Source organism: Nocardioides nanhaiensis (assembly GCF_039542785.1).
Taxonomy (GTDB): Bacteria; Actinomycetota; Actinomycetes; order Propionibacteriales; family Nocardioidaceae; genus Nocardioides; species Nocardioides nanhaiensis.
On the sequence record NZ_BAABIM010000003.1, the window covers coordinates 349,420 to 371,927 of the forward strand.

Below are 22,508 nucleotides of genomic sequence, written 5' to 3' on the forward strand. Positions count from 1 at the left end.
GATAGGGTCGGGGCTCGCCCCTGACCGGGGCCCTCGGACCACCTCGCTCGTCGACGACAGGGAGCAGCACCAGTGACCGTTCGTGTAGGCATCAACGGGTTCGGCCGGATCGGCCGCAACTTCTTCAGGGCCGTGCGCGCCTCCGGGGCGGACATCGAGATCGTCGGGGTCAACGACCTGACCGACAACGCCTCGCTCGCCCACCTGCTCAAGTTCGACTCGATCCTGGGCCGGCTCGACGCCGACGTCTCGAGCACCGACGACGCCATCGTCGTCGGCGGCCAGGAGATCAAGGCCTTCGCCGAGCGCGACCCCGCCGCCCTCGGCTGGGGCGACCTCGGCGTCGACGTGGTCGTGGAGTCCACCGGCTTCTTCACCGACGCCACCAAGGCCCGTGCCCACGTGGAGGCCGGCGCGAAGAAGGTGATCATCTCGGCGCCCGCCAGCAACGAGGACATCACCGTGGTGATGGGTGTCAACCACGAGCTCTACGACCCCGCGCAGCACACGGTCATCTCCAACGCCTCCTGCACCACCAACTGCCTGGCGCCGATGGCCAAGGCGCTGCACGAGGAGTTCGGCATCGTCAAGGGCCTGATGACCACGGTCCACGCCTACACCGCCGACCAGAACCTCCAGGACAACATCCACAAGGACCCGCGCCGCGCCCGCGCCGCGGCCCTCAACGTGGTGCCCACCTCCACCGGTGCCGCCAAGGCCATCGGCCTGGTCATGCCCGAGCTCAAGGGCAAGCTGGACGGCTACGCCCTGCGGGTCCCCGTGCCCACCGGCTCGGCCACCGACCTCACCTTCGAGGCCGGTCGCGAGACCAGCGTCGAGGAGGTCAACGCCGCGGTCGAGAAGGCCGCCGACGGCCGATTCCTGCGCTACTCCACCGACCCGATCGTCTCCTCCGACATCGTCACCGACCCGGCGTCGTGCATCTTCGACGCGCCGCTCACCAAGGTGATCGGCAACCAGGTCAAGGTCGTCGGCTGGTACGACAACGAGTGGGGCTACTCCAACCGCCTCGCCGACCTGATCACCCACGTCGGCCAGAGCCTCTGACGGTGGGGGAGTACGCCGGGCTCGGCGAGGTGGGCGGCCGGCGGGTGCTGGTCCGCTCCGACCTCAACGTCCCCCTCGACGGCAGCACGATCACCGACGACGGGCGCATCCGCGCCAGCGTGCCCACCATCGCCGAGCTGGCCGCGGCCGGTGCCCGGGTGGTGGTCACCGCGCACCTCGGCCGCCCGAAGGGTGCCCCCGAGGAGCGGTACTCGCTGCGCCCGGTGGCCGCCCGCCTGGGCGAGCTGCTCGGCGCCGAGGTGGCCTTCGCCTCCGACACCGTCGGTGACTCCGCGCAGCAGACGGTCGCCGGTCTCGCGGACGGCCAGGTCGCGTTGCTCGAGAACGTGCGCTTCAACGCGGGCGAGACCAGCAAGGACGACGCCGAGCGCGGCGCGTTCGCCGATCAGCTGGCCTCCCTGGCCGACGCGTTCGTCTCCGACGGCTTCGGCGTCGTGCACCGCAAGCAGGCCTCGGTGTACGACGTGGCCCAGCGGCTGCCGCACGCGATGGGCGGGCTGGTGAGCACCGAGATCGAGGTGCTGCGCCGGCTGACCGAGAGCCCGGAGCGGCCCTACGCCGTGGTGCTCGGCGGTTCGAAGGTCTCCGACAAGCTCGGCGTCATCGACAACCTGCTCGGCAAGGCCGACACGCTGCTGATCGGTGGCGGGATGGTCTTCACCTTCCTCAAGGCGCAGGGCCACGAGGTCGGCAAGAGCCTGCTGGAGGACGACCAGCTCGAGGTCTGCCGCGAGTACCTCGCCCGTGCCGAGAGCTCGGGGGTCAGCATCGTGCTCCCCACCGACGTCGTCGTCGACACGACGTTCCCGAGCGGCGACGCCACCCCGCAGCCGCGGGTGGTGGCCGCCGACGCCATCCCCGACGACGCGCTCGGTCTCGACATCGGCCCCGACTCCGCGGCGGCCTTCGCCGAGGCGCTCTCCGGTGCCCGGACGGTGTTCTGGAACGGTCCGATGGGCGTCTTCGAGGTCGAGGAGTTCGCGGCCGGCACCCGGGCGGTGGCCCAGGCGCTGACCGGCATCGAGGGCCTCTCGGTCGTCGGCGGCGGCGACTCCGCCGCCGCGGTGCGCACGCTGGGCTTCGACGAGGCCGCGTTCGGCCACATCTCCACGGGCGGCGGCGCCTCGCTGGAGTACCTGGAGGGCAAGGAGCTCCCCGGGATCACCGTCCTGGAGGACTGAGCAGATGAGCAGTGCGCGCACCCCGCTGATGGCGGGCAACTGGAAGATGAACCTCAACCACCAGGAAGCGGTGGTGCTGGTCCAGAAGCTGGCGTGGACCCTCAGCGACAAGCGCCACGACTACGCCAAGGCCGAGGTCGTCGTCGTCCCGCCCTTCACCGACCTCCGGTCGGTGCAGACGCTCGTCGACGGCGACCGGCTCTCCGTGCGCTACGGCGCGCAGGACGTGTCGGTGCACGAGTCCGGTGCCTACACCGGTGAGATCTCCGCGGGCATGCTCGCCAAGCTGGGCTGCTCCTACGTCGTCGTGGGGCACTCCGAGCGGCGCGAGCACCACGGCGAGACCGACGAGCTCGTCAGCGCCAAGGCGCACGCCGCCCACCGGGCCGGGATGACCCCCATCGTGTGCGTCGGCGAGGGCCTCGAGGTGCGCCAGGCGGGCGAGCACGTCGCGCACACCACCGCCCAGGTGGCAGGCTCGCTGGCCGGCTTCACCGCCGAGCAGGTGGCCGGGCTCGTCGTCGCCTACGAGCCCGTCTGGGCGATCGGCACCGGCGAGGTTGCCACGCCCGAGGACGCGCAGGAGGTGTGCGCCGCCATCCGCGCGCACGTGCGCGAGACCTTCGACGACGCGGCCGCCGAGGGAGTGCGGGTGCTCTACGGAGGGTCGGTCAAGGCGGCCAACGTCGCCGGCATCATGGCGCAGACCGACGTCGACGGAGCTCTGGTGGGCGGGGCCAGCCTGCAGGCCGACGAGTTCGGTGGCATCTGCCGCTTCTACGAGATGCCCACCCTGTGACGGCGGCTGTGACGACCCTCTCGCGGACCGGTCGGCTCGTCGCGTGTGCCGGCTGCGCCGCCGTCCGTCGCCTGACGTAGGATCACGGCCGTGGAACTGCTCTTCACCGTCCTGCTCATCATCTCGAGCGCGATCATGATCCTGCTGGTGCTGCTCCACAAGGGCCGCGGCGGGGGACTCTCGGACATGTTCGGCGGTGGTGTCTCCAGCTCGCTCGGCGGCTCATCGGTGGCCGAGCGCAACCTGGACCGCTTCACCGTGGGCATCGGCATCGTCTGGTTCGCGTGCGTCTTCGCGCTCGGCCTGATGCTCGCCTACCAGTAGACGCGCGCACCCCCTACCTCGATCGGCCCCGGCCGATCGCTCGAACCGCACAGGAGACGACGCAGCATGGCTGGTGGAGGAAATGCGATCCGGGGCAGCCGGGTCGGGGCTGGCCCGATGGGTGAGGCGGAGCGCGGTGACGCCGCACCCCGCCAGGCCGTCACCTACTTCTGCTCCCACGAGCACCGCTCGGTCATCACGCTGGCCATCGAGGCGACGCCCCCCGACTCCTGGGACTGCCCCAAGTGCGGGTTGCCGGCCTCGCTGGACAGCGACAACCCGCCGCCGGCGCCCAAGATCGAGCCCTACAAGACCCACCTGGCCTACGTGAAGGAGCGCCGCTCCGACCAGGAGGCCCAGGTCATCCTCGACGAGGCCCTGCAGCTGCTGCGCTCACGCCGCAAGTCCGGCGACATCATCTTCTGAGCCCTGCCGCTCGAGGGTGACTGCCGAGTCGGCGCTTCCGCGCGCCCGGTGAGGCGCGAGTCGGCGCTTCCGCGCGTCGGGTGGGGCGCGAGTCGGCGCTTCCGCGTCCTCGGGTCAGGTGCCCCACACGTTGAGCCCGCGGCGACGGCGTGCCTCGCGGCGGGCCTCGGCGAGGACGCTGTCGACGACGCGCTGTGGACCGAACACGTCGGCGCTGGTGAAGGCCTTCACGATCCAGCCGAGGTCCTGGACCGCTTCCCGCCGCCGGCGGTCGCGCTCCAGCTGCGTGGCTGTCGAGTGCCACTCGAGTCCGTCGTACTCGGCCGCCAGCATCTGTGCCTGGTCCGCGAGGTCCAAGCGCGCGACGAAGACGTCACCGTCGTACACCGACACCTGAGGCGTCATGCTGCGCAGGTGGCTCTCGTGGCACCGGAGTCGGAGCACGGACTCACCGGGGGACTCGGATCGACCGTCGACCAGCAGAGCGACGGCGCGAGCCGTGGTGACGAACCGGTGCCCCCTGAAGCGCTCGATCTCCTGGATGAGCTCGTTGCGTGAGAAGGTCCCGAGCCGTGCCAGTGCGTCCATGCCAGCGATCGCCTGGTCCGTCCACCGCACGCGACCGAGGTCGCACGCCGTGCGCAGTGCTGTGGTGACACGCAATCCGTGGAGCTCGACGACGTCGCGGTCCGACAGCATGCGCTCGCCGCTCGCGCAGATCTGGTTGCGCAGGCGTCCGTGACCGGACGGCCGGTAGAGCGACAGCGGTCTGAGGGCGAGGTGCTCACCAGGAGCCAGCACCATGTCCGCACCGAGCAGCCATCCTGCGTGACGGTCGACCACCACGGCATCGGGAGGCGCCACCAACCGGAGGCACGCCGCCCGCAACGCCAGCGAGTCACCGGCCTGCGTCAGGACGTAGATACCGCGGATCGGTCGACGCAGGATGCCCTCGCGCGCGAGGTCGGTGAGGTTGCGGCGCGTGAGTCCGGCGTCGAGTGCCGTGGCGAGGGTGAAGGGCCCGTCGTCCGGCACGGGGTCGTGGGCGTCGAGGACGCCGCGCTCCAGGATGTGGGTGATCTTCATGCCCGGCACTCTGCGGACTCGCGGTGCTCCCGCGAGCCGTCGTGACGTCGCCTGTGGAGGAGCCTGGTCTGTTCCTCCCCTGTGGACGCACGGCGGGTCGGTCGTCCCCACGATTCATCGGCCGGAGACCGGAGTGTCGATGCTGCTGCCTCCTCGCGCGCGCACGCGCCGGTTCATGCCTGCCACGACGCGCGCAAGCGCCGAGTCGGCTCTGCGTGGGCGCGCGCCAGCGCCGGCTCGGCCTCGCCTGGGCGCGCGCTAGCGCCGACTCGCGCCTTCCACGACGCGCGCTGGCGCCGACTCGGCGCTGGTGTCGCGGTGGGTCAGAGGTGGGACGCGGAGGCGCGGTCGAGGAACCAGACAGTCTCCTGCTGACCGGCCACGCCGCGGGCCGGGGTGTCGCGGCGCAGGGCGTCGCGGGCCTCGGCGTCGTCGGGCTCGGGGGCGAGTGCGGCAGCCACGGCGTCGGCCTTGCCCTCACCGGAGACCAGCAGCCAGGTGGCGCGGGTGCGGTTGAGGCGCCCGAAGGTCAGGCTGACCCGCTCCGGCGGCGGCTTGGGGGAGTCGGTGACGGCGACCGTGATGCCGTCGGCGTCGAGCTGCGGGAAGCCGGGGAAGAGCGAGGCCACGTGGCCGTCCGGCCCCACGCCGAGCATCACGACCTCGAACTCGTCCGCGCCGTGCTCGCGCAGGGCGGCATCGTAGGCGGCTGCGGCGGCCGCGACGTCGGGGGCGTCGGTGGTAGAGGCCACCTCGTGCACCTGGGTGGCCCCGACGGCGTCGAGCAGGTCGGCGCGCGCACCGAGCGCGTTGCGGTCCTCGGAGCCGGGGGCCACGAAGCGCTCGTCGCCCCACCAGACGACGACACGCGTCCAGTCGACGCCCGAGTCCGGGCTCAGTCGGGCGATCTCGCGGTGCACGTGGACGGCGATCGTCCCGCCGGTGAGGACGACGTGCGGCTCGCGGCCCGCGTCCTGGGCGTCGGCGAGCCGCGAGAGCAGCTCGCCGGCGACGGCCGTGGCGAGGGCGTCGGGGCCGTCGTGGACCTCGACGCGGGGGGCGGGGGAGTCGGTCATGGTGGAGCCTTCCCGAGGTGCAGGTGTGGATGGGTGGTGCGGGCGCTCAGGACCGACGGTGCTCGCGGTAGTACGCGATGAGCGCCCGGGTGGAGGCGTCCTGGGCGGCCAGCGCGTCGGCGTCGCCGTCGATCGCCGGGCCGACCTCCTGGGCCAGCTTCTTGCCCAGCTCGACGCCCCACTGGTCGAAGCTGTCGATGCCCCAGACGACGCCCTGGGTGAAGGTGATGTGCTCGTAGAGCGCGACCAGCTGTCCCAGCACGGACGGCGTCAGCGCCGGCGCCATGATCGAGGTCGTTGGCCGGTTGCCCGTGAAGACCCGCGCGGGGACGACGGACTCCTCGGTGCCCTCGGCCCGCACCTCCTCGGCGGTCTTGCCGAACGCCAGCGCGCGGGTCTGGGCCAGGAAGTTGGCCAGGAACAGCTCGTGCACGTCCTGGTCGCCGTCGCTGAGCGCGAACGAGGGATTGGCGAAGGCGATGAAGTCGGCCGGGATCAGCCGGGTGCCCTGGTGGATGAGCTGGTAGAAGGCGTGCTGCCCGTTGGTGCCGGGCTCACCCCAGAAGATCTCGCCGGTGCCGGCGGTGACGGCGGTGCCGTCCCAGCGCACGCCCTTGCCGTTGCTCTCCATGGTGAGCTGCTGCAGGTAGGCGGGAAAGCGGTGCAGCAGCTGGGCGTAGGGCAGGACGGCGTGGGTCTGCGCGCCGTGGAAGTCGGCGTACCAGACGTTGAGCAGACCCATCAGCACGGGCACGTTGCGCTCCAGCGGCGCCGTGCGGAAGTGCTCGTCCATCGCGTGCATGCCGGCGAGCAGCTCGGCGAAGCGCTCGGGCCCGACGGCGACGACGAGCGAGGTGCCGATGGCGGAGTCGAGGGAGTAGCGCCCGCCGACCCAGTCCCAGAAGCCGAACGCGTTGTCGGGGTCGATGCCGAAGTCGGCCACCTTGTCGAGCGCGGTGGAGACGGCGACGAAGTGTCGAGCCACGGCGGCGTCACCGTCGACCTCGTCGCCGAGCCGCTCGAGCAGCCACGCGCGGCACAGTCGCGCGTTGGTGAGCGTCTCGAGGGTGCCGAAGGTCTTGCTGGAGACGATGAACAGCGTCGTCGCCGGGTCGAGGCCCTCCAAGGTGGTGGCCGCGTCGGTGGGGTCGATGTTGCTGATGAAGCGGCACTCGATCTCGGGGTGACGGAACTCGGCGAGCGCCTCGTAGGCCATCACCGGGCCCAGGTCGGACCCGCCGATGCCGATGTTGACCACCGTGCGGATCCGCTCGCCGGTGACGCCGCGCCACTCGCCGGAGCGCACCTGCTCGGCGAAGGCGTAGACGCGGTCGAGCACCTCGTGCACCTCGGCGACCACGTCGGTGCCCTCCACCTCGAGCGAGGCGTCGCGCGGCAGTCGCAGCGCGGTGTGCAGCACGGCGCGGTCCTCGGTGACGTTGATCCGCTCTCCGCGCAGCATCGCGTCGCGGCGCTCGGCCACGCCGGTCTGCTCGGCGAGCGTGACCAGCGCGGCCAGGACGTCGTCGTCGGCAAGGTGCTTGGAGAGGTCGACGTGCAGGTCCGCGGCGCTCAACGAGAGCCGCTCGACGCGGCCCGGGTCCGCCTCGAACCACGCGCGCAGGTCGGGGGCGAGCCCCGCGGCCAGGCGGTCGAGCTCGGCCCAGGCCGCGGTACCGGTGGCGTCGACCGGGGCATCCACTAGCGGACCGCCTCCATCTGGCCCTTCACGGTCTCGACGAGCTCGTCCCAGGAGCCGACGAACTTCTCGACGCCCTCCTGCTCGAGCGCGAGGAACACCTCGGTCATGTCGACGCCGAGGGCGGAGATCGCGTCCATCGTGCGCTGTGCCTCCTCGCCGCGCCCGGTGACCGTGTCGCCCTCCACCTCACCGTGGTCGGCGAACGCCTCGAGGGTCTTCTCGGGCATGGTGTTGACCGTGCCGGCCACCACCAGCTGGGTCACGTAGAGGGTGTCGGGGTAGTCGGGGTTCTTGACGCCGGTGGAGGCCCACAGCGGACGCTGCGGCTGCGCACCGGCCTCGGCGAGCTGCTTCCAGCGGTCGCTCGCCATCACCTCCTGGAAGGCGGCATAGGCCAGGTGCGCGTTGGCGACGGCGGCCTTGCCGCGCAGAGCCATCGCCTCGTCGCTGCCGATCGCCTCGAGGCGCTTGTCGATCTCGGCGTCGACGCGGGAGATGAAGAACGACGCGACGGAGACGATCTTGGTGAGGTCCAGGCCGGCGTCGCGCGCCTGCTCCAGACCCGCGAGGTAGGCGTCCATGACGGCGCGGTAGCGCTCGATGCTGAAGATGAGCGTCACGTTGACGCTGATGCCTTGGGCGATGGCGGCCGTGATGGCGGGGATGCCCTCGTGGGTGGCGGGGATCTTGATCAGCGCGTTCGGCCGGTCGACGGCGGCCCAGAGCCGCTGCGCCGAGGCGATGGTGCCCTCGGTGTCCTCGGCGAGGGAGGGCTCGACCTCGATCGAGACCCGGCCGTCGGCGTCGGTGCGCTCGGCCACCGGCGCGAGCACGTCGCAGGCGTTGCGCACGTCGTCGGTGGTCAGCGCGAAGATGACCTCGTCGACGTCCTTGCCGGCCTGCACGAGGCTGCGGACCTGGTCGTCGTAGCGCTCCCCGTCGCTGACGGCGCCGGCGAAGATGGTGGGGTTCGTGGTGACGCCGACCACGGAGCGCTCCTTGACGAGCTCGGCGAGGTTGCCGCTCTCGATGCGCTCGCGGGAGAGGTCGTCGAGCCAGATGGACACGCCTGCGTCGGACAGCTGCTGGAGCCGGTCGTTCATGGGTCCTCCTCGTGGGATGGGTGCGTGCGGGCCGGGTGTGGCCGGTGGATCGGGTGGGGCGGGATGGCGCCGGTAGGCAGTCTCAGCCCGCCAGCGAGCTGACGCTGTCGCGCGCGGCGTCGGCGACGGCCTGCGCGGTGATGCCGTACTCGGTGTAGAGCCGCTGGTAGTCCGCCGAGCCGCCGTAGTGCTCGATGGAGATGCTGCGGCCGTGGTCGCCGACGAGCTCGCGCCAGCCCAGCGCGACGCCGGCCTCGACCGAGACGCGCGCCTTCACCGTCGGCGGCAGCACGCTGTCGCGGTAGGAGGTGTCCTGCGCGTCGAACCACTCACGGCAGGGCATCGAGACCACGCGCGCCGCGATGCCGTCGGCCGCGAGCATCTCGCGCGCCTCGACGGCGAGCTGCACCTCGGAGCCGGTGCCGATGAGCACCACGTCGGGGGCACCGTCGGTGTCGAGCAGCACGTAGCCGCCCTTCGCGACGTCGTCGGTGGTGGCGTAGCCCTGCTCACCCCGCGGGACCACGGGCAGGTCCTGGCGCGAGAGGACCAGCCCGGCCGGCCGGGTCGTGTTCTCGATCACGGCCTTCCAGGCCGCCGCCGTCTCGTTGGCGTCGGCGGGGCGGACGACGTCGAGCCCGGGGATGGCGCGCAGCGCCGCCAGGTGCTCGATCGGCTGGTGGGTGGGGCCGTCCTCGCCGAGACCGATGGAGTCGTGGGTCCACACGTAGGTGACCGGCAGGCCCATGAGCGCGGCCAGCCGCACCGAGGGACGCATGTAGTCGGAGAAGGTGAGGAAGGTGCCGCCGAACACGCGGGTACCGCTGTGCAGGGCGATGCCGTTCATCACCGAGCCCATGGCGTGCTCGCGGATGCCGAAGTGCAGCACCCGGCCGGTCTGCGGGTCGCCCTGGAACTTCTTCGTCGACCGGTCGGCCGGGATGAAGGAGAGGGCGTCCTCGATCGTGGTGTTGTTGGAGCCGGCGAGGTCGGCCGAGCCGCCCCACAGCTCGGGCAGCGTGGCCGCGAGCGCGTTGATGACGGCGCCCGACGCCTTGCGCGTGGCGACCGGCTTCTCGGGGCCCCAGGTGGGCAGGTCGTCGGCCCAGCCGGCGGGCAGGTGCCGGCCCTTGAGCCGGTGCAGCAGCTCGAAGGACTCGGGATTGGCCTCGCGCCAGCTCTGCAGCGCCGGGTCCCAGGCGTCGCCGGCGGCGGAGCCGCGCTGCAGCAGCTCGCGGGTGTGCTCGAGCACGCCGGGCTTGATCTCGAAGGTCTGGTCGGGGTCGAAGCCGAGCACCTTCTTGGTGGCCGCGACCTCCTCCTCGCCCAGCGCGGAGCCGTGGGAGGCGCCGGTGTTCTGCGCGTTCGGTGCGGGCCAGGCGATGACGGTGCGCAGCTCGATGAAGCTGGGGCGGTCGGTGACCTCGCGGGCGGCCTGGAGGGCCTCCCACAGGGCCGGCACGTCCTCGCGGTACTCGGTGCCGCCCTGGGTCCAGTCGACGGTCTGGACGTGCCAGCCGTAGGCCTCGTAGCGGGCGGCGACGTCCTCGCTGAGCGCGATGTCGGTGTGGTCCTCGATGGAGATCTTGTTGGCGTCGTAGATGACGGTGAGGTTGCCCAGCCGCTGGGTGCCGGCCAGCGAGGAGGCCTCGCCGCTGACGCCCTCCTCCATGTCGCCGTCGGAGGCGATGCAGTAGACGTGGTGGTCGAACGGCGACTCGTGCTCGCCGGGGTCGAGCAGGCCGCGCAGGCGCCGGCCGGCCATCGCCATGCCCACGGCGTTGCCCACGCCCTGACCGAGCGGGCCGGTGGTGGTCTCGACGCCCGTGGTGTGGCCGTGCTCGGGGTGCCCGGGGGTCTTGCTGCCCCAGGTGCGCAGGGCCTTGATGTCGTCGAGCTCGAGCCCGAAGCCGCCGAGGTAGAGCTGCAGGTAGAGGGTCAGCGAGGAGTGGCCGGCCGAGAGCACGAAGCGGTCACGCGCGATCCAGTCGGGGTCCGCGGGGTCGTGCCGCATCACCTTCTGGAAGAGCAGGTACGCGACCGGGGCCAGGCTCATCGCGGTGCCGGGGTGGCCGCTGCCCACCTTCTGCACGGCGTCCATCGCCAGCACTCGGACGGTGTCGACCGCCGTGTCGTCGAGCTCGTTCCAGTCCAGGGATGTGCTCACCAGGGTCCTCTCGTGACGGGGGTCTCGGCCGACCCCGGGGTGGGGGGCTGGCCGTTCTGAGCCTACTCAGGGTGGCCGCTAGACTCACAGCGCTGTCCACCCACGTTCTGCCCCCTGTACCCGCGTCCGTCTGCGAGGACTCTGTGACCCACGTCGGCCATCCGACCGCCGCCTTCGGGCAGCCGGATCCCGACGACTCCTCCGACGCCGGCGACGGGCAGCCCGGCCGACCCGGGCTGCCGCCCGGGCCGTTGGCGCACCCGCCCGCGGCCGGTGACGAGCCGGCTCCGGGCCGGCCGGCCAAGGCGGGGTGGCGCGACGTCGTCGCGGCCTACGTGGGGCTCACCAAGCCGCGCGTGATCGAGCTGCTGCTGCTCACCACGGTCCCGGTCATGTTCTTCGCGGCCCGCGGCGTCCCGCCGCTGGGACTGGTGCTCGCCACCGTCGTCGGCGGTGCCCTCTCCGCCGGGTCGGCGTCGGCCTACAACTGCGTCTACGACCGCGACATCGACGAGCAGATGCGGCGCACGCGTCGCCGGGCCCTGCCGCGCCACATCGTGACGCCGCTCTCGGCGCTCGTGTTCGCCACCGTGCTCGCGGTGCTCTCCACCGTGGTGCTCCTGGTGTGGGTCAACCCGCTCTCGGCCGCGCTCTCGCTGGGCGCCAACGCGTTCTACGTGCTGGGCTACACGATGGTGCTCAAGCGGCGGACCACCCAGAACATCGTCTGGGGCGGCATCGCCGGCTGCTTCCCGGCGCTCATCGGCTGGACCGCTGTCACCGGTGAGCTCTCCTGGGTGCCGATCGTGCTCTTCATGGTGGTCTTCTTCTGGACGCCCCCGCACACGTGGGCGCTCGCGCTGCGCTACCGCGAGGACTACGCCAACGTCGACGTGCCGATGCTGCCCGTGGTCGCGCCCGCACCCGTGGTCGGGCGGCAGATCGTGCTCTACAGCTACGTCATGGTGGCGACCTCGCTGCTGCTGTGGCCGGTGGCGGGCACGGGCCCGGTCTACCCGGTCGCCGCAGCCGTCCTGGGTGTGGTGTTCCTGGTCGAGGCGCACCGCATGTGGGCGCGCACGCGGCGCAGCGAGGACCTCAGCGTCATCGCCCCGATGCGCCTGTTCCACACGAGCAACCTCTACCTCTCGCTGCTCTTCGTGGCCGTGGCGCTCGACCCGATCCTCTTCTGACCTCGCCCCGGGATCCGGGGACGCTCACACGACGGAGGGCACGTCCTGGTCCTGGGCGGGCCGCGGGGGCGTGAGGCCCGGTGTCGTGGTGCCGGCGGCCTCGCGGACGGCGAGCAGCGCCCAGGTCATGGCCGCGGAGACCAGACCGGCACCGAGCATGTGGATGCCGACGAGCACCTCGGGCAGGTCGGTGGCGTACTGCACGAAGCCCACCAGACCTTGCGCCAGCAGGACCCCGAGCAGCACCCCGGCGGCGCGCCGCGCGTCGCCGGGCAGGTTCCAGGCGACGGCGAGCAGGCCGAGGGTCAGGCCGACGAGCAGGAACACGGCGTCGGCGTGCAGCTGGCTCAGCTGCAACGGGTCGAGCCCGTTGCGCGGGGCGTCGACGTCGCCGGCGTGCGGACCGGAGCCCGTGACCATCGTGCCGACGTAGAGGGTCAGCCACCCGGCGGCGAAGGTGCCCCAGGCGAGCGTGACCGCGGGCCCGGTGGCGAGCACGGGGTCAGGGTGGTCGACGCGGCGCACGAACAGCACGGCGACGCCGATGATCGCCATCGAGCACAGCAGGTGGAAGGCCACGACCCACGGGTTGAGGTCGGTCAGCACCGTGATGCCGCCGATGATCGCCTGGGCGGGGATGCCGAGGGCCATCACGAGGGCCAGGCGGCGCAGGTCGCGCCGCGCGGTGGCCCAGGCGGCCACGAAGGTGGCGACGGCGACGGCCACCAGCACGAAGGTCAGCAGCCGGTTGCCGAACTCGATGGCCGAGTGCAGGTCGAGCTCGCCGTGGGGCGTGAAGGAGTCCTCGGTGCACCGCGGCCACGTGGGGCAGCCCAGGCCCGACCCGGTCAACCGCACCGCACCGCCGGTGACGACGATGCCGATGTTCGCCACGATGCTCGCGATGCCCAGGGGGCGCACCCAGCCGGCCCAGCGGGCGCGGCTGCGCAGCGTCTGGAGGTCGAGGCTCACCGGTTCACTCACTCCCACTTGAAGGTCTTGGAGGTCAGGGCGGCGCCGAGCACCGCCCAGGCGGCCAGGACGCCGAGCTCGACCCAGGCGACCGAGGCCTGGGTGAGGGCTTCGCGCATGGCCTGGCCGAGTGCTCCCGAGGGCAGCAGCCGCAGCGCCTCGCCGAACCCACCGTAGGCCGAGAGGGGAAGCACCACGCCGCCCCCGGCGAGCAGCAGCAGGTACACCAGGTTGGCGGCGGCCAGCGTGGCCTCGGCACGCAGGGCACCCGCCAGGGCGAGCCCGAGCGCCGCGAAGGCCGCGGTGCCCAGCACGACGGCGAGGACCACGCCCACCGCGGAGACCGAGGGCGACCAGCCGAGCGCCAGCGCGACCCCGCTGATGACGACGGCCTGCATCAGCTCGACGAGCAGCAGCGCCAGGATCTTGCCGACCAACAGGCCGGTGCGCGAGAGGGGCGAGGCCCCGAGGCGCTTGATGACGCCGTAGCGGCGCTCGAAGCCGGTGGCGATGGCGAGCGAGGTGAAGGCGGTCGACATGACGGCGAGCGCGAGCACCCCGGGCGCCAGCACGTCGACGGCGGGTCCGTCGAGCTCGAGCCCGACCCGCTCGGCGCCGAGCACGCCGCCGACGAGCACCACGACCGGGATCACGACGGCGAGCAGCAGCTGCTCGCCGTTGCGCACCATCAGCCGGGCCTCCATCGAGGCCTGGGCGCGCACCTGGGTGAGGAAGGGGGCCGCACCCGGACGTGGCGCGAAGGCGCCCGCTCCGCGAGGGGTGGGGCGGCCGGGCCGGGCCGGTGCGCTCACGGCCGCAGCCCCCGTCCGGTCAGCTCGAGGAACACGTCCTCGAGGTTGCGCTGGCCCAGCGTCAGCGACTCGGGGACGACGCCGTGCTCGTCGCACCAGCGCGAGACCTTGCCCAGCGTGGAGGCGTCGGCCGGGCCGGTGACCAGGAGACTGAGGCTGTCGAGCTGGCTGACCTCGGTGTCGGGGCCGAGCGCGGCGCGCAGCGAGTCGCCGGCACCGGGCGGGAACGGCTCGGTCACGACCAGGCGGATGGTGGAGACGGTGCCGCCGCGCATCAGCTCCAGCGGCGACCCGCTGGCCACCAGCCTCCCGCGGTCGATGATGTGCACGTGGTCGGCCAGTCGCTCGGCCTCGTCCATGTAGTGCGTGGTGAGCACCACGGTGACGCCGTCGGCCCGCACCTCCTCGAGCAGCTCCCACGTGGTGCGCCGCACCGCGGGGTCCATGCCGGCGGTCGGCTCGTCGACGAAGGCGACCTCGGGGCGCCCGACCAGCGCCATCGCCAACCCGAGCCGCTGCTGCTGGCCGCCGGAGAGGCGACGGTAGGGGGTGCGACCGCACTCGTGCAGGCCCAGGCGCTCGGCCAGGGGGCCGACCTCCAGCGGGTGCGCGTGCAACCGCGCCACGTGCTCGAGCATCTCCAGGGCCCGCACGCCCGACCACGCCCCGCCGGCCTGCAGCATGACGCCGATGCGGGGGAGCAGTGCCCGGCGGTCGCGCACGGGGTCCAGCCCCAGCACGCTCACCCGGCCGTGGTGCGGCTTGCGGTAGCCCTCGCAGGTCTCGAGCGTGGTGGTCTTGCCGGCGCCGTTGGGGCCGAGCACGGCCGTGATGGTCTGCGCCTCGACGGCCAGGTGCAGGCCGTCCACGGCGATCGTCTCGCCGTACCTCATCACCAGGCCGTCGACGAGGACGGCGGGCGAGGGGGGCACGACCCCAGAGTAATCTCGGGGTCGTGAACGTCTGGCTGCAGGTGCTGGTCTACGCCGTGGCCGCGGCCGGCCTGGTGGCGTGCGTGGTGCTGCTGGTGCGCGACGAGGCGGTCGGTGACCGGGTCTACCTCACCCTCGCGGTGGCCGAGGTCCTGCTCCTGGTGCAGGTGGTCACCGGCTCGGTGGCGCTGGCCGGCACCGGCCGCGAGGTCTCCGGCGTGCTGTTCGTCAGCTACCTGGTCGGCGTCGCGCTGGTGCTGCCGATCGGCGCGTTCTGGTCGCTGGCCGAACGCAGCCGCGCGGGCACCGCCGTCCTGGCCCTGGCCCTGGCCACCGTGCTGGCGCTCGAACTGCGCCTGGTCGCGATCTGGAACGGCGCCGGTGCCTGAGACCGCGCCGCGCGTCACCACGCGCACCGAGCTCGCCTCCGGGTGGGGCAGGGCGCTGGTCTTCGTGTACGGCGTCTTCGCGGTGGCAGCCACGGGCCGCTCGCTGGTGCAGCTGGGCACCGACGCCGACCGCGCGCCGCTGGCGTACGCGCTCTCCCTGCTGGCCGCCGTGCTCTACCTGGTCGCCACGACCTGCCTGGTCCTCGGCGGTCCCCGGGCCCGGAGCGTGGCCCTGGCAGCGGTGAGCGTCGAGCTCGTGGGCGTGCTCGGCGTCGGGGCGCTGAGCTACGCCGCGCCCGAGCTGTTCCCCGACCGCACGGTGTGGTCGCACTTCGGGCAGGGCTACGGCTTCCTGCCGCTCGTGCTGCCGTTCGCCGGACTCGCGTGGCTGCGCTCGCGGTCGTCGGCACGGGCCAGGCGCAGCCGCTGAGGCCCGGTAAGGCTGCCCTTGCTTGAACGGCCGGAAGCAATATCGGCACACTGGTGTTGTGGAATTCGTGGAGAACCGTGCCCGGGAGGACCAGCCGACGCGTCAGCGCGTCGTGCGGTCGATCCTGGTCGAGGGTCCCTCCACGGCCGCGGCGCTCGCCGAGCGCCTCGACCTGACGCCCGCCGCGGTGCGGCGCCACCTCGACCAGCTGGTCGAGGAGGGGGCCGTGGTGGCCGGCGAGCCCCGCACCCCGGTGCGCCGGGGCCGGGGCCGACCCGCCAAGGTCTTCTCGCTCACCGAGACCGGCCGCGACGGCTTCGACCAGGCCTACGACGACCTGGCCGCGCAGGCGCTGCGGTTCCTGGCCGAGACCGGGGGGGACGACGCCGTCCGCGCCTTCGCCGAGCGCCGCGTGGCGTTCGTCGAGGAGCGGTTCGGGCAGGTCGAGCAGGAGCACCCCGAGCTCAGCCCCGCGCAGGTGCTGGCCCGGATCTTCACCGAGGAGGGCTACGCCGCCGCGGTGCGGGAGCTGCCGATCGGTGAGCAGCTGTGCCAGCAGCACTGCCCGGTGGCCCACGTGGCCCACGAGTTCCCGCAGCTGTGCGAGGCCGAGACCGCGGCGATCAGCCGCGTGCTCGACACCCACGTGCAGCGGTTGGCCACCATCGCCCACGGCGACGGCGTCTGCACCACGTGCATCCCCGAGACCTCCGGTGCGCCGCGCGCCGGCAGCACCTCCATCAGCACCTCCAGGAACCACCCCCATCCCACGACGAAGGAGACGGTCACCTCATGACCTCCATCGAAGAGCTCAACCCCGGGCTGCAGGGCATCGGTCGCTACGAGTTCGGCTGGTCCGACAGCGACGACGCCGGCGCCACGGCCACGCGCGGGCTCAACGAGACCGTCGTGCGCGACATCTCCTCGAAGAAGAGCGAGCCGCAGTGGATGCTCGACCAGCGTCTGAAGGGCCTCAAGCTCTTCGGCCGCAAGCCCATGCCCACCTGGGGCTCGGACCTCTCGGGCATCGACTTCGACAACATCAAGTACTTCGTGCGCTCCTCGGAGAAGCAGGCCCAGACCTGGGACGACCTGCCCGAGGACATCAAGAACACCTACGACAAGCTGGGCATCCCCGAGGCCGAGAAGCAGCGTCTGGTCTCCGGTGTCGCGGCCCAGTACGAGTCCGAGGTCGTCTACCACTCGATCCGCGAGGACCTCGAGGAGCAGGGCGTCATCTTCGTCGACACCGACACCGCGCTGAAGGAGCACGAGGAGCTCTTCAAGGAGTACTTCGGCACCGTCATCCCGGTCGGTGACAACAAGTTCTCCGCGCTCAACACCTCCGTGTGGTCCGGTGGCTCGTTCATCTACGTGCCGAAGGGTGTGCACGTCGACATCCCGCTGCAGGCCTACTTCCGGATCAACACCGAGAACATGGGTCAGTTCGAGCGCACGCTGATCATCGTCGACGAGGACGCCTACGTGCACTACGTCGAGGGCTGCACCGCGCCGATCTACTCCTCGGACTCGCTGCACAGCGCCGTCGTGGAGATCATCGTCAAGAAGGGCGGCCGCTGCCGCTACACGACCATCCAGAACTGGTCGAACAACGTGTACAACCTGGTCACCAAGCGCGCCACCTGCGAGGCCGGCGCCACCATGGAGTGGGTCGACGGCAACATCGGCTCCAAGGTGACGATGAAGTACCCCGCCATCTACCTGATGGGCGAGCACGCCAAGGGCGAGACGCTCTCGATCGCCTTCGCGGGCGAGGGCCAGCACCAGGACGCCGGCGCCAAGATGGTGCACGCGGCGCCGCACACCTCCAGCTCGATCCTCAGCAAGTCGGTGGCCCGCGGCGGTGGCCGCACCTCCTACCGCGGCCTGATCCAGGTCAACGAGGGGGCGCACGGCTCGAAGTCCAACGTGCTGTGCGACGCGCTGCTGGTCGACCAGGTCAGCCGCTCCGACACCTACCCCTACGTCGACATCCGCGAGGACGACGTCTCGATGGGTCACGAGGCCAGCGTGTCCAAGGTCTCCGAGGACCAGCTGTTCTACCTCATGTCGCGCGGCATGGAGGAGGACGAGGCGATGGCGATGATCGTGCGCGGCTTCGTCGAGCCGATCGCCAAGGAGCTCCCGATGGAGTACGCCCTGGAGCTGAACCGCCTCATCGAGCTGCAGATGGAGGGCGCGGTCGGCTGACCGACCGCCCCCAGCACAGCCACCCCCGAACGTCGACGAAAGCAGAGCGCGTGACCGTGACCGATGCTGCCCGCGAGAGCGTCCAGGCGAGCCTGGAGCAGGAGCGGGTCGTGAGCCACCTCAACCCGCCGGGCTCCTACGACCTGGCCGACCACCCCGTGCCCACGGGCCGCGAGGAGGTGTGGCGCTTCACCCCCCTGAAGCGACTGCGCGGCATCCTCGACGGCGAGGCCTCGCAGGGCCACCTCACCTGGGACTCCACGGTCCCCGAGGGTGTGAGCCTGACCGAGATCTCCGCGGAGCAGGCGCGCGAGCTCGGGGAGGTGGCACCCAGCGAGCGGCCCGCGGCCCTCGCGGCCGCCAACGCCGCAGGAGCGATGCTGCTCGACGTCCCGGCAGACACGCGCATCGAGGAGCCGGTCGTGCTCCGCCTGCACGGCGAGTCGATCGACGACCTGGTTTGGGGCCGCCTGCTGTTCCGCATCGGCACGCACGCCGAGGTGACGCTCGTGCTGGTGCACACCGGCACGGCGCGCTACTCCGCCATCCAGACCTTCCTGGTGGGCGACGGCGCCAAGGTGACCGTGCTGAGCCTGCAGGACTGGGACGACGACGCGGTCCACCTGGGTCGCGACGCCATCAGTGTCGGCCGTGACGCCTACGTGCGGCACACCTCGATCTCCTTCGGCGGCGACCTGGTGCGCATGCACGCCAACGTCGAGTACGCCGGGCCCGGCGGCGAGGCCGAGCTCTTCGGCCTGTACTTCGCCGATGCCGGCCAGCACCTCGAGCACCGGCTCTTCGCCGACCACAACGCGCCCAAGACCAAGAGCAACGTGCTCTACAAGGGCGCGCTGCAGGGGCAGGGTGCCCACACCGTGTGGATCGGCAACGTGCTGATCCGCAAGGAGGCCGAGGGCATCGAGACCTACGAGGAGAACCGCAACCTGGTGCTCACCGAGGGCTGCCAGGCCGACTCCGTGCCGAACCTCGAGATCGAGACCGGCGAGATCGCCGGCGCCGGCCACGCCTCGGCCACCGCGCGGTTCGACGACGAGCAGCTGTTCTACCTGCGCTCGCGCGGCATCTCCGAGAAGGAGGCGCAGCGCCTGGTCGTGCACGGCTTCTTCAACGACCTGATCCGCAAGGTCGGCATCCCCGCCGTCGAGGAGAAGCTGCTGGCCACCGTGGAGGCGGAGCTCGCCAAGAACGTCCTCAAGGGGGCCTGATGTCCTTCGAGCTGGCTTGCGCCCCTACCGACGTCCCGGCCGACGAGGCCCTGGGCGTCACCATCGGCGCCCTCGACGTCGCGATCGCCAAGTGCGTCTCCGACGACGGCACCGAGGAGTTCTTCGCGCTGCAGGACCTCTGCAGCCACGCCGCTGTCAACCTCAGCGAGGGCGAGGTGGCCGACTGCGCCGTCGAGTGCTGGCTGCACGGCTCCCGCTTCGACCTGCGCAGCGGCAAGCCCACCGGCCTGCCGGCCACCGAGCCGGTCGCCACCTTCCCCGTCGAGGTGCGTGCCGACGGCCTGTACGTCGACACCACCACCACCCTGAACGGAGTCACCCCCGCATGAGCAAGCTCGAGATCATCGACCTGCACGTCTCGGTCAGCACCGAGGACGGCCCCAAGGAGATCCTCAAGGGCGTCACCCTCACGATCGACGCCGACGAGACCCACGCGATCATGGGTCCGAACGGATCCGGCAAGTCCACGCTCGCCTACTCGGTCGCGGGCCACCCCAAGTACACCGTCACCGGCGGCCAGGTGCTGCTCGACGGCGAGGACGTCCTCGAGATGTCGGTCGACGAGCGGGCGCGCGCCGGGCTCTTCCTGGCCATGCAGTACCCCGTCGAGGTCCCCGGCGTCTCGGTGTCGAACTTCCTGCGCACCGCCAAGACCGCCATCGACGGCGAGGCCCCGAAGCTGCGCACCTGGGTCAAGGACGTCAACGGAGCGCTCGACCGGCTGAACCTGGACCCGACGTTCGGCCAGCGCTCGGTCAACGAGGGCTTCTCCGGTGGCGAGAAGAAGCGCCACGAGATCGCCCAGCTCGAGCTGCTCGACCCCAAGGTCGCGATCCTCGACGAGACCGACTCGGGCCTCGACATCGACGCCCTGAAGATCGTCTCCGACGGCGTCAACCGGTTCCGTGAGCGCGAGGGTCGCGGCGTCCTGCTGATCACCCACTACACGCGGATCCTGCGCTACATCAAGCCCGACCGCGTGCACGTGTTCGTCGACGGCAAGGTCGCCGAGTCCGGCGGCCCCGAGCTGGCCGACGCGCTCGAGGCCGAGGGCTACGACAAGTACCTGAAGAGCGCGGTCTGACCATGACCACCCCTGCCGTCCACGCGGGCCTCTCCGGGCTCCTGCCCGAGCTGGAGGTCATCCGCAAGGACTTCCCGATCCTCGAGCGCACGCTCGCGGACGGCCGCCCCCTGGTCTACCTCGACAGCGCCAACACCTCGCAGAAGCCGCAGGTGGTGATCGACACGATGGTCGACCACCTCGAGCGGCACAACGCGAACATCTCGCGGGCGATGCACCAGCTGGGCGCGGAGTCCACGGAGGCCTTCGAGGCGGCGCGCGACAAGGTGACCTCGTTCATCGGTGCGCCAAGCCGCGACGAGGTGATCTTCACCAAGAACGCCACGGAGGCGCTCAACCTGGTGGCCAACACCCTCGCCTGGGCCCGCGGTGACCTCGCCGTCGGCGAGGGCGACGAGGTGGTCATCACCGAGATGGAGCACCACTCCAACATCGTGCCGTGGCAGCTGCTCACCGAGCGCACCGGCGCGACGCTGCGGTGGTTCGGGCTCACCGACGACGGCCGGCTCGACCTCTCCGAGATCGACTCGCTGATCACCGAGCGCACCAAGGTCGTCGCGCTCACCTGGGTCTCCAACATGCTGGGCACGATCAACCCGGTGGCGCAGATCGCGGCGCGCGCCCACGAGGTCGGCGCGCTCGTCGTCGTCGACGCCTCGCAGGCCGTGCCGCAGATGCCGGTCGACGTCACCGAGTGCGGCGCCGACCTGTTCGTGTTCACGGGCCACAAGGTGGTCGGGCCCACCGGCATCGGCGTCCTGTGGGGCCGGCGCGAGGTGCTCGAGGCGCTGCCGCCCTTCCACGGCGGAGGCGAGATGATCGAGACCGTCGCGATGGAGCGCTCCACCTACGCGGGCATCCCGCACAAGTTCGAGGCGGGCACGCCGCCGATCATCGAGGCGATCGGGCTCGGCGCTGCGGTCGACTACCTGCGCGACGTGGGCATGGAGGCGATCCGCGCGCACGAGCACGCGATCACCGCCTACGCGCTCGAGGGGCTGCTCTCGGTGCCAGGGCTGCGCGTGCTCGGGCCCACCGACGCCGACTCCCGCGGTGGCGCGGTCTCCTTCGAGCTCGAGGGCGTGCACCCGCACGACATCGCCCAGGTGCTCGACTCACGTGGGGTCGCGGTCCGCGCCGGTCACCACTGCGCCAAGCCTGCGCACGCGCGCTTCGGGGTGCAGAGCTCGACCCGGATGTCGTCGTACCTGTACACCACGCCCGGCGAGATCGATGCTCTCGTCGAGGCGCTCGAGTACACCCGTTCCTACTTCAAGGTGGGTTGAGCATGGTTGCCGACAACTCCGCGGCCAACATGGACGCGCTGTACCAGGAGATCATCCTGGACCACTACAAGAACCCGCACCACGCGGGACTGCGCGAGCCGTTCGAGGCCGAGGTCCACCACGTCAACCCCACCTGCGGCGACGAGGTGACCCTGCGGGTCCACCTCGAGGAGGTCGACGGCGCCCAGCGTGTCGCCGACGTCAGCTACGACGCCGTGGGCTGCTCGATCTCCCAGGCCTCCACCTCGGTGCTGGCCGACCTGCTCATCGGCAAGACCGTCGAGCAGGCCATGTCGGTGCACGCCGACTTCCAGGCCCTCATGCAGGGCAAGGGAGCCGTCGAGCCCGACGAGGAGGTGCTCGAGGACGGCATCGCGTTCGCGGGCGTCGCCAAGTTCCCCGCACGCGTGAAGTGCGCGCTGCTCTCGTGGATGGCATGGAAGGACGCCACCGCCCGATCCCTGGAGGCCCAGTCATGACCGACACCAACCAGACCGACGCTCCCGCCGTCGCGACCCCCGACCACAGCGACCTCCCCGAGGTGCCCGAGGCCACCGGCGCGACCGCGCCGGCCGGCTCGGCCACCAGCGTCGAGGACGTGACCGAGGCGATGAAGGACGTCGTCGATCCCGAGCTCGGCATCAACGTCGTCGACCTCGGCCTGGTCTACGGCGTGCACGTCGACGAGGGATCCAACTGCGTCATCGACATGACGCTCACCTCGGCGGCCTGCCCGCTGACCGACGTCATCCAGGACCAGACCCACGCCGCGCTCGAGGGCCTGGTCAACGACGTCGCCATCAACTGGGTCTGGATGCCGCCGTGGGGTCCCGACAAGATCACCGACGACGGTCGCGAGCAGCTGCGAGCCCTCGGCTTCAACGTCTGAGCCGCAGGTCTGCGAGGAACGAGCAGACCTGCGACGCGGCCGTGACGGGCGGCTCGAGACCCGCTGACCGCTGGACCGCGCACCGAGCGAGCCCGGTGAGCTGACGC

24 protein-coding genes are annotated in these 22,508 nt (G+C 71.5%); 16 read left to right on the forward strand and 8 right to left on the reverse strand.

Annotation, left to right across the window (positions count from 1 at the left end):
- The first annotated feature begins 72 nt into the window (after positions 1–72).
- The 5 genes from gap to ABD948_RS15770 all read left to right on the forward strand — a co-directional run bounded on the left by gap (position 73) and on the right by ABD948_RS15770 (position 3,819).
- Positions 73–1,068: a type I glyceraldehyde-3-phosphate dehydrogenase gene (gene gap, locus ABD948_RS15750; protein WP_345267512.1), complete on the forward strand. Its 996-nt coding sequence runs from the start codon at positions 73–75 to the stop codon at positions 1,066–1,068.
- A 2-nt stretch (positions 1,069–1,070) separates the two neighbouring features.
- The gene (locus ABD948_RS15755; RefSeq protein ID WP_345267514.1) at positions 1,071–2,270 is read left to right on the forward strand and encodes a phosphoglycerate kinase; all 1,200 of its coding nucleotides are present in this window, start codon (positions 1,071–1,073) and stop codon (positions 2,268–2,270) included.
- 4 nt (positions 2,271–2,274) lie between these two features.
- A complete protein-coding gene (tpiA, locus tag ABD948_RS15760; protein ID WP_345267516.1) occupies positions 2,275–3,069 on the forward strand; it encodes a triose-phosphate isomerase in 795 nt (264 codons plus the stop codon).
- Positions 3,070–3,159: 90 nt separating this feature from the next.
- Entirely contained in the window at positions 3,160–3,393 is a 234-nt protein-coding gene (secG, locus tag ABD948_RS15765; RefSeq protein ID WP_345267518.1) for a preprotein translocase subunit SecG, read from the forward strand.
- Positions 3,394–3,459: 66 nt separating this feature from the next.
- Positions 3,460–3,819, forward strand: coding sequence for an RNA polymerase-binding protein RbpA (locus tag ABD948_RS15770; RefSeq protein WP_345267520.1), 360 nt, complete (start codon positions 3,460–3,462; stop codon positions 3,817–3,819).
- Positions 3,820–3,933: 114 nt separating this feature from the next.
- Here ABD948_RS15770 and ABD948_RS15775 read toward each other — a convergent pair whose 3' ends face one another.
- The 5 genes from ABD948_RS15775 to tkt all read right to left on the reverse strand — a co-directional run bounded on the left by ABD948_RS15775 (position 3,934) and on the right by tkt (position 10,953).
- Positions 3,934–4,905: a type IV toxin-antitoxin system AbiEi family antitoxin domain-containing protein gene (locus ABD948_RS15775; RefSeq protein ID WP_345267522.1), complete on the reverse strand. Its 972-nt coding sequence runs from the start codon at positions 4,903–4,905 to the stop codon at positions 3,934–3,936.
- A 323-nt stretch (positions 4,906–5,228) separates the two neighbouring features.
- A complete protein-coding gene (pgl, locus tag ABD948_RS15780; RefSeq protein WP_345267524.1) occupies positions 5,229–5,981 on the reverse strand; it encodes a 6-phosphogluconolactonase in 753 nt (250 codons plus the stop codon).
- Between the two features lie 46 nt (positions 5,982–6,027).
- Positions 6,028–7,683 (reverse strand): glucose-6-phosphate isomerase, encoded by a 1,656-nt coding sequence (gene pgi, locus ABD948_RS15785; protein ID WP_425576611.1) that lies wholly within the window; start codon positions 7,681–7,683, stop codon positions 6,028–6,030.
- On the reverse strand, positions 7,683–8,786 hold the full coding sequence (gene tal / locus ABD948_RS15790; protein WP_345267526.1) for a transaldolase: 1,104 nt from the start codon (positions 8,784–8,786) through the stop codon (positions 7,683–7,685). The genes pgi and tal overlap by 1 nt, the downstream gene beginning before the upstream one ends.
- Positions 8,787–8,868: 82 nt before the next feature.
- Complete coding sequence (gene tkt / locus ABD948_RS15795) at positions 8,869–10,953, reverse strand: transketolase (protein ID WP_345267528.1); 2,085 nt, start codon at positions 10,951–10,953, stop codon at positions 8,869–8,871.
- A gap of 251 nt (positions 10,954–11,204) precedes the next feature.
- Here tkt and ABD948_RS15800 point away from each other — a divergent pair, with 251 nt between their 5' ends.
- Positions 11,205–12,146 (forward strand): heme o synthase, encoded by a 942-nt coding sequence (locus ABD948_RS15800; RefSeq protein WP_425576625.1) that lies wholly within the window; start codon positions 11,205–11,207, stop codon positions 12,144–12,146.
- A gap of 24 nt (positions 12,147–12,170) precedes the next feature.
- On the opposite strand, the gene ABD948_RS15805 is transcribed toward ABD948_RS15800, so the two are convergent.
- The 3 genes from ABD948_RS15805 to ABD948_RS15815 are packed head-to-tail and all read right to left on the reverse strand — an operon-like array spanning position 12,171 to position 14,862.
- Complete coding sequence (locus ABD948_RS15805) at positions 12,171–13,118, reverse strand: COX15/CtaA family protein (protein WP_345267532.1); 948 nt, start codon at positions 13,116–13,118, stop codon at positions 12,171–12,173.
- Positions 13,119–13,126: 8 nt separating this feature from the next.
- Positions 13,127–13,930 (reverse strand): ABC transporter permease, encoded by an 804-nt coding sequence (locus ABD948_RS15810; RefSeq protein ID WP_345267534.1) that lies wholly within the window; start codon positions 13,928–13,930, stop codon positions 13,127–13,129.
- Positions 13,927–14,862, reverse strand: a complete 936-nt coding sequence (locus ABD948_RS15815) for an ABC transporter ATP-binding protein (protein WP_345267536.1) — start codon at positions 14,860–14,862, stop codon at positions 13,927–13,929. Before ABD948_RS15815 ends, ABD948_RS15810 begins: the two co-directional genes overlap by 4 nt.
- Before the next feature lie 23 nt (positions 14,863–14,885).
- Between ABD948_RS15815 and ABD948_RS15820 the strand changes: the two genes are divergently transcribed.
- From ABD948_RS15820 to ABD948_RS15865, 10 genes are read left to right on the forward strand one after another with little or no spacing between them, the layout of a single operon-like run.
- A complete protein-coding gene (locus tag ABD948_RS15820; RefSeq protein WP_345267538.1) occupies positions 14,886–15,251 on the forward strand; it encodes a hypothetical protein in 366 nt (121 codons plus the stop codon).
- Positions 15,244–15,681 carry a hypothetical protein gene (locus tag ABD948_RS15825; protein WP_345267540.1) on the forward strand — a complete coding sequence of 146 codons (438 nt, stop codon included), beginning with the start codon at positions 15,244–15,246 and terminating at the stop codon, positions 15,679–15,681. Before ABD948_RS15820 ends, ABD948_RS15825 begins: the two co-directional genes overlap by 8 nt.
- A gap of 58 nt (positions 15,682–15,739) precedes the next feature.
- The gene (locus ABD948_RS15830; protein WP_345267542.1) at positions 15,740–16,477 is read left to right on the forward strand and encodes a helix-turn-helix transcriptional regulator; all 738 of its coding nucleotides are present in this window, start codon (positions 15,740–15,742) and stop codon (positions 16,475–16,477) included.
- Positions 16,474–17,892: a Fe-S cluster assembly protein SufB gene (gene sufB, locus ABD948_RS15835; protein WP_345267544.1), complete on the forward strand. Its 1,419-nt coding sequence runs from the start codon at positions 16,474–16,476 to the stop codon at positions 17,890–17,892. The genes ABD948_RS15830 and sufB overlap by 4 nt, the downstream gene beginning before the upstream one ends.
- A gap of 50 nt (positions 17,893–17,942) precedes the next feature.
- Positions 17,943–19,121: a Fe-S cluster assembly protein SufD gene (gene sufD / locus ABD948_RS15840; RefSeq protein WP_345267546.1), complete on the forward strand. Its 1,179-nt coding sequence runs from the start codon at positions 17,943–17,945 to the stop codon at positions 19,119–19,121.
- Entirely contained in the window at positions 19,121–19,471 is a 351-nt protein-coding gene (locus ABD948_RS15845) for a non-heme iron oxygenase ferredoxin subunit (protein WP_345267547.1), read from the forward strand. The genes sufD and ABD948_RS15845 overlap by 1 nt, the downstream gene beginning before the upstream one ends.
- Positions 19,468–20,226 carry a Fe-S cluster assembly ATPase SufC gene (sufC, locus tag ABD948_RS15850; RefSeq protein ID WP_345267549.1) on the forward strand — a complete coding sequence of 253 codons (759 nt, stop codon included), beginning with the start codon at positions 19,468–19,470 and terminating at the stop codon, positions 20,224–20,226. The genes ABD948_RS15845 and sufC overlap by 4 nt, the downstream gene beginning before the upstream one ends.
- A 2-nt stretch (positions 20,227–20,228) precedes the next feature.
- A complete protein-coding gene (locus ABD948_RS15855) occupies positions 20,229–21,512 on the forward strand; it encodes a cysteine desulfurase (protein ID WP_345267551.1) in 1,284 nt (427 codons plus the stop codon).
- Between the two features lie 2 nt (positions 21,513–21,514).
- Positions 21,515–21,991 (forward strand): Fe-S cluster assembly sulfur transfer protein SufU, encoded by a 477-nt coding sequence (gene sufU / locus ABD948_RS15860; RefSeq protein ID WP_345267553.1) that lies wholly within the window; start codon positions 21,515–21,517, stop codon positions 21,989–21,991.
- A complete protein-coding gene (locus ABD948_RS15865; RefSeq protein ID WP_345267555.1) occupies positions 21,988–22,401 on the forward strand; it encodes a metal-sulfur cluster assembly factor in 414 nt (137 codons plus the stop codon). Before sufU ends, ABD948_RS15865 begins: the two co-directional genes overlap by 4 nt.
- Positions 22,402–22,508 lie beyond the last annotated feature (107 nt).